The organism is Candidatus Sororendozoicomonas aggregata, assembly GCF_031528575.1.
Lineage (GTDB): Bacteria > Pseudomonadota > Gammaproteobacteria > Pseudomonadales > Endozoicomonadaceae > Endonucleibacter > Endonucleibacter aggregata.
This window is the reverse complement of the sequence record NZ_JAVLSP010000137.1, coordinates 1-6,264: the sequence shown is the minus strand read 5'-3', so window position 1 is coordinate 6,264 and position 6,264 is coordinate 1. Positions and strand designations below refer to the sequence as shown.

Here is a 6,264-nt window from a genome sequence, read left to right as displayed (position 1 = left end):
TCTGAGGATAATAGTGGGGCTATTTGACGAAGAAGCAGGAATTTTTAGACCAATTTATCGCAACCGCAGTAGGGTAGTCTATTCTCGGACAGGCTCCTATCATCAAGTTAAGAGCAAAAGAGTAGAAACGGGTGCAACATTCAACACGAGAGCAAATAGCAGCGCTAGCCGGTGTCTTTCAGGCAGCCGGGCTGGTGGATCGACTGGCTAAGACTGGTCAGGTCTCTGAAACAGCGCTTGAGCCCTCCATTCAAAGCCTGTTTATCACGTCGCCTGAAACTGTGTCAGAAGTTTATGGGGGGTATGACAAACTCACCGAAGGCAGGCAGTTACTAAAAGGCGTATTAGCAAGGGATACAAAAGCCATTCAAGGGGATATTATTCGTTATTCCCTGGCGCTGATTCATCTTGAAAAAAAGCTGAAAAGCAAGTCCGAGATGTTATCTACCATTGCCCAGCAGATTGAAAAGACGACTACCCAGGTTGCTCATTTTGGGCTGCTCCATGAAAATGTTCTCTCCAGCCTGGGTGGTCTGTATCTCCAGACTATCAGTACCTTTAAAACACGCATTCAGGTCACAGGAGAGCAAACGTATCTTCAAATACCCGCGAATGCCAATAAAATCCGGGCGATTCTTCTGGCGGGCATCCGTTCTGCCATGCTCTGGCGGCAAACAGGTGGCAGCCGCTGGCAATTGTTTTTCACCCGGAAAAAGCTTTTGGATGCGTTAAATCAGCTTTGAGACGCTGTTCACGACCTTTATGAGCTGCAACCCCGTCAATTTTCCGTTTTTCACAAAAGCGCTTGAACCGCTTCTAATGGCTGAAAACTGGCTGAAGCTTTTGTATAATGCGTCTTTTCTCTATTATAAGGCGCATAGACATGGAGCTGACCGCATTAACCGCTGTCTCCCCCATTGATGGTCGTTACGGTAGTAAAACCCGGGCATTACGCACTATTTTCAGTGAGTTCGGCCTGATTCGCTTTCGGGTGATGGTTGAGGTTCGTTGGCTGCAATCTCTGGCCAACCACCCAGAAATCAGCGAAGTGCCCCCCTTTTCTCCCGAAGCTAATGCCCTGCTCAACCAGATTACTGATGAATTCTCCCTGGCCGATGCTGAGCGTGTTAAAGCCATTGAAAGCACCACCAACCATGACGTGAAAGCCGTTGAGTACCTGATTAAGGAAAAGGTGCAGGACAACGCTGAACTGTCGGCTGTCAGTGAATTTATTCATTTTGCCTGTACCTCTGAGGATATCAACAATCTATCCCATGGCCTGATGTTAAAAGCAGGGATGAATGAAGTGGTTTTGCCGGAAATGATCCGCATTGTTGAATCCCTCAAGTCAATGGCCCAAGAGCACGCCGCTGAGCCTATGCTCTCGAGAACTCACGGGCAAACGGCCTCCCCAACCACCGTGGGCAAAGAACTGGCTAATGTTGCCTTCCGGTTAAGCCGCCAGTTAAAACAGGTTCAGGCAGCCATTCCCCTGGGAAAAATCAACGGTGCGGTGGGCAACTATAACGCTCACCTTTGCGCATACCCTGAAATCGACTGGGCCAGTCATGCCGAGGCATTTGTTACCGGCTTGGGTCTTGAATGGAACCCCTATACTACCCAAATTGAACCCCACGATGGTATTGCTGAACTGTTTGATGCCATCTGCCGCTTCAACACCGTATTGATTGACCTGGATCGAGATATCTGGGGTTATATATCCTTGGGGTATTTCTCCCAAAAAACCGTTGCCGGGGAAGTAGGTTCTTCGACCATGCCCCACAAGGTCAACCCCATTGATTTTGAAAACGCTGAGGGCAACCTGGGTATTGCCAATGCTATTATGCGACACTTAACTACTAAACTGCCCGTATCTCGCTGGCAACGAGACCTCACTGACTCTACCGTATTACGTAATCTGGGGACCGCCCTGGGCCACAGCCTGATAGCCTACGCCTCTACCTTGAAAGGTTTTGGTAAACTGAAGGTTAATCCGACTCGTCTGAGGGAAGACCTGGACAATGCCTGGGAAGTACTGGCTGAGCCAATTCAAACCGTCATGCGCCGTTATGGTATTGAGGAGCCCTATGAAAAACTCAAAGCACTGACCCGTGGGCAAGGTGGCATTAGCAAAGAAAGCCTGTCCGCTTTTATTGATGAACTGGCATTGCCTGCCAGTGAGAAACATCGCCTTCAGTCACTGACACCGGCAACCTACACAGGGAATGCTGAACAACAGGCGTCTTTTTCCACTGATCCCGCTCACACCCGGTAGGGCGTTTTTCCCACTGCCTTCAAGGATGAGGTGTGCGCCATAATTTAACCGCTGACCCCAGAGGGCACAGGTAGTCAGCGGTTTTGATTGTCTTTCCGGTTTTTGCATCCGTTGCGATAAAACTGACGCTCATTTGTTTGTCATCCTTGCTCAAGGTGTAGGCACTTTGCCACTCTATCCATATGGCTGGCAGGCGCGTCACATCCTTGCCTTGAGCCATTAATTGCGTGTTCACCTTGTAAGTCGTCAGCATCAGTATCGAGCCATCTTTATTGACCGTGTTTCGGTTAAAAACCGTAATCTCTTTGCCGCTGAAGCTATGAGCTTTTTGCGCTGACCGCGATTTAAGCGTGCACTGCCCAAAATCAATCACGCCAGTAATAGGCACTTCTCCACGTTCCAGTGCCCCCTTAAGGGCTGAGTAGGATTCCAGTGTTGTCTGTGCCCATGCCAGAGAATGCAAGAAAGCCACGCCAACGCCGACAAAAGCAAGGATAAACTGTTTGATGTGTTTGATGATGCACATAGACGGCACCTGATGCTGTGTTCTGAAAATGCTATTATAGCCCATGGCAGAACATAGCCGTTGGCACTTTCAGCATCAGGTGACAACTACTGCCGTCACTGCTAACTGCTTTAAGGATCCACCCCCCACCAGAGCCTTAGCTTGGTGGAGGAAGCAACCGCAGGCATTGCGAATGCTTTGCCTCGAAGGTTGTGTTGCTTAGGTGGCGTTCATTCGCCACCTAAAGCATGTGGAGCGAAGCGACATCCTTATTGACTACGATTGCGCCTTGAATAACCGCCGATAGTTGTGCAGCAACGGTTCGGTATAGCCGTTTGGCTGGGCTGCTCCTTTCAAAACCAGTGCTTTTGCTGCTTGAAAGGCGACGCTTTTCTCAACGTCAGGCGCCATGGCGCGGTAGTGTTTATCGCCCTTATTTTGCTGATCAACGACTACAGCCATTCGCTGGAGTGTTTCCACTACCTGTTGTTCAGTGCAAATGCCATGATGGAGCCAATTAGCAATATGTTGGCTGGAAATACGCAAGGTTGCCCGGTCTTCCATCAAACCCACATGATTAATATCGGGGACTTTTGAGCAACCAACGCCCTGCTCTACCCAACGAACCACATAACCAAGAATACCCTGGGCATTGTTATCCAGCTCCTGCTGAATGGCTTCTGTCGTCAGTGAGTCTTTATCTTCCAGCAAGGGAATGGTGAGCATATCATCAATGTTGGCGTGTTGACGGGATAGCAGGCGTTCCTGCTGGTTGTTAACATTGACTTTGTGGTAGTGAATGGCATGCAAGGTGGCCGCGTTAGGTGAAGGCACCCAGGCAGTATTTGCCCCGGATTGTGGATGGTCTATCTTTGTGTCCATCATTTGTGCCATTTCATCAGGCATGGGCCACATCCCTTTCCCAATTTGCGCTTTACCCGGCAATCCTGTGGCTAAACCCACATCGACGTTTCTATCTTCGTAAGCATTGATCCAGGTGGACTGCTTCATGGCCTGTTTGCGGATCACAGGCCCAGCTTCCATGCTTGTGTGGATTTCATCACCCGTTCTGTCAAGAAAGCCTGTATTGATAAAGACCACTCGCTGCCGCGCTTCCCGAATACAGGCTTTCAGGTTCAAAGACGTACGACGTTCTTCATCCATAATCCCCACTTTCAGGGTGTTAGGGGGTAAATCTAATGCATTTTCGATACAGCAGAACAGTTCACAGGTAAAGGCGACTTCTTCAGGGCCGTGCATTTTAGGCTTAACAATATAAACACTGCCGGCACGACTGTTTCTCATCCCTTTGGTTTTCATCAAGTCATGTTTCGCCGCTAGGGCAGTAAACAAACCATCAAGAATACCTTCTGGCACCTCATTGCCTTGTGCATCCAATATCGCATCAGTGGTCATCAGATGACCAACATTTCGGACAAACATCAGGCTGCGCCCCGACAAGGTAAAGGGCGCGCCCGCCGACAATTTGAAGTGACGGTCACCCTGCATCTTCCGGGTTACAGAAGCACCTTGTTTGGTAAAAGTCGCTTCAAGTTCACCTTTCATAAGCCCAAGCCAGTTGCGATAGACCTGTGCCTTATCTTGGGCATCTACGGCAGCGACAGAGTCCTCACAGTCCATAATAGTAGTCAATGCTGCCTCAAGTTTGACATCACTGACGCCTGCGGCATCGTTCTTGCCGACAAGCGTCGTTCGGTCAATCACAATTTCAATGTGCAGGCCGTTGTTTTTGAGCAGGATGCTGTCAGGATTATCCACCTCGCCTGTGTAACCGGCAAATTTTTCAGGGTGTTTCAAAGACGTGGCAGAGCCATCTTTCAAGGTCATGGCCAACTGTTGCTCTTTAACGGTATATTCACGGACGGCTGAATGTGACTGCTTTGCCAGTGGCACCACATCATCCAGTAAAGCGCGCGCATAATGAATAACCTGCTCACCCCGTTCAGGGTCGTAATCCCCTGCCGTTTCACCAGTAGAATGGGGAATCACGTCAGTGCCATAGAGCGCATCGTATAAACTCCCCCAGCGGGCATTGACCGCATTGAGGGCAAAACGGGCATTCATGACCGGCACAACCAATTGTGGGCCTGCCAAGGTGGCAATTTCAGGATCAACATTCTCTGTAGCTATTGTAAAGTCAGATACCTCTGGCACCAGATAACCAATGGCCTTAAGGAAAGCCTTATAAGCAGTAGCATCAACAGGTTTTCCCCATTGCTCACGGTGCCACTGATCAATACCGGCCTGGAGGGTATCCCTTTTTTTCAGCAGCGCCTGATTTTTTGGTGTCAGATCGGTGAAAATAGCTTCGCATGCCTGCCAGAATTGATCGGGCGAGATCCCGGTGCCGGGGGCTATTTCCTTTTCAAGCAGGTCAGCAATCACCGTGGCAACTTGTAAATTGCCCTTACGTACACGTTGTACCATTCTTTTTTTACCTCGCAGCTGGCGACTTTTCGGCTTGTTCAACAATACTAAACAACTGTTTTAAAAACACCAATTTATACAGTTTATGCCGTGTATTTCTTGAAAAAATAGTTGTAAATCGGTGCTTAGCCAAATAGTACAAAATTGTCTCCAGGTTCTGCTTGCCCCTGAGATCTGTTCATGATTTTTTGTAAAAAGCGAAACTGATGAGAAAAACTGATTGTTTTTTAATGTTCCCAAGCCCTTGGCGAGAGGGTGTCGCGAAAGTGCTGCACTGTGCTGATATGGCATTGAAGTGTGACTCAGCCTGGCTCGTTGGTTTCGCGACAGCCTCCTCAGATGGAAATTATCGGCAGTTAGTCAGGTTAGTCATCAAGAACGTCATCGCCCTGGTCAGAGTAGATCAGGTAATAACTTTCCATCAGCCGATTTAAGCATTCTTCAGCATGAGGGTGTAATGCACAGTCGGTTGCCAAATCTTCGAGCCAGCTCATCTGAATTCTCCTTATTAATAGTAATAACGGTTAACAAATGTTATCAAAAGACACCATACACTAACATTGCCGTCACGTGTTAATTTTCAGAGCTCAGGTTTAATTTTCTGGTAGATTCCCGCCTTCGCAGGAATGACGACTCTTGTTTGAATCTCACGCCCTGGCAGGTAACAATGAGTTCGCCCCTCTAATATGATTGGATAATATAAAGCCCATTATTTATTCATGTTGCCATCAAACAGCGTCAGGACTCTCACTATTTCTCCAGAGGCGCTTGCCCGATAGCTCATTAAATTTTTCTGACCAGGAGCCTGTCGGACTGATAGTCACAGGCTACCTATTGAGTAATTTCTGAATTCTTTTGTAGCAATCATTGCTCATCTCAAATAGTCGTCTAACTAGCATAGCGAGGTGTCCGATCAGGTAAAAAATGAAAATAAATTTAACCCGGATATTTCATAAACTGCCCTGAGAATTGCGCGGAACCTTGCGGTTCTAAGGGATTTTGCGAGGGAGCGCCGTACCGGGGAGTACGGTCGACT

Annotated in this window: 5 protein-coding genes; 2 read left to right on the top strand and 3 right to left on the bottom strand. The window is 48.4% G+C overall.

Features of this window, described 5'->3' with window-relative positions:
- Nucleotides 1-131 precede the first annotated feature (131 nt).
- Complete coding sequence (hflD, locus tag V4C51_RS16660) at nucleotides 132-743, top strand: high frequency lysogenization protein HflD (protein WP_330927306.1); 612 nt, start codon at nucleotides 132-134, stop codon at nucleotides 741-743.
- Between the two features lie 140 nt (nucleotides 744-883).
- Nucleotides 884-2,275, top strand: coding sequence for an adenylosuccinate lyase (gene purB / locus V4C51_RS16655; protein ID WP_330927305.1), 1,392 nt, complete (start codon nucleotides 884-886; stop codon nucleotides 2,273-2,275).
- A 19-nt stretch (nucleotides 2,276-2,294) separates the two neighbouring features.
- Here purB and V4C51_RS16650 read toward each other — a convergent pair whose 3' ends face one another.
- The 3 genes from V4C51_RS16650 to V4C51_RS16640 all read right to left on the bottom strand — a co-directional run bounded on the left by V4C51_RS16650 (nucleotide 2,295) and on the right by V4C51_RS16640 (nucleotide 5,722).
- Nucleotides 2,295-2,801: a hypothetical protein gene (locus tag V4C51_RS16650; RefSeq protein WP_330927304.1), complete on the bottom strand. Its 507-nt coding sequence runs from the start codon at nucleotides 2,799-2,801 to the stop codon at nucleotides 2,295-2,297.
- Nucleotides 2,802-3,056: 255 nt separating this feature from the next.
- Entirely contained in the window at nucleotides 3,057-5,228 is a 2,172-nt protein-coding gene (locus V4C51_RS16645) for a malate synthase G (protein ID WP_330927303.1), read from the bottom strand.
- Nucleotides 5,229-5,593: 365 nt separating this feature from the next.
- On the bottom strand, nucleotides 5,594-5,722 hold the full coding sequence (locus tag V4C51_RS16640) for a hypothetical protein (protein WP_330927302.1): 129 nt from the start codon (nucleotides 5,720-5,722) through the stop codon (nucleotides 5,594-5,596).
- Nucleotides 5,723-6,264: the final 542 nt, after the last annotated feature.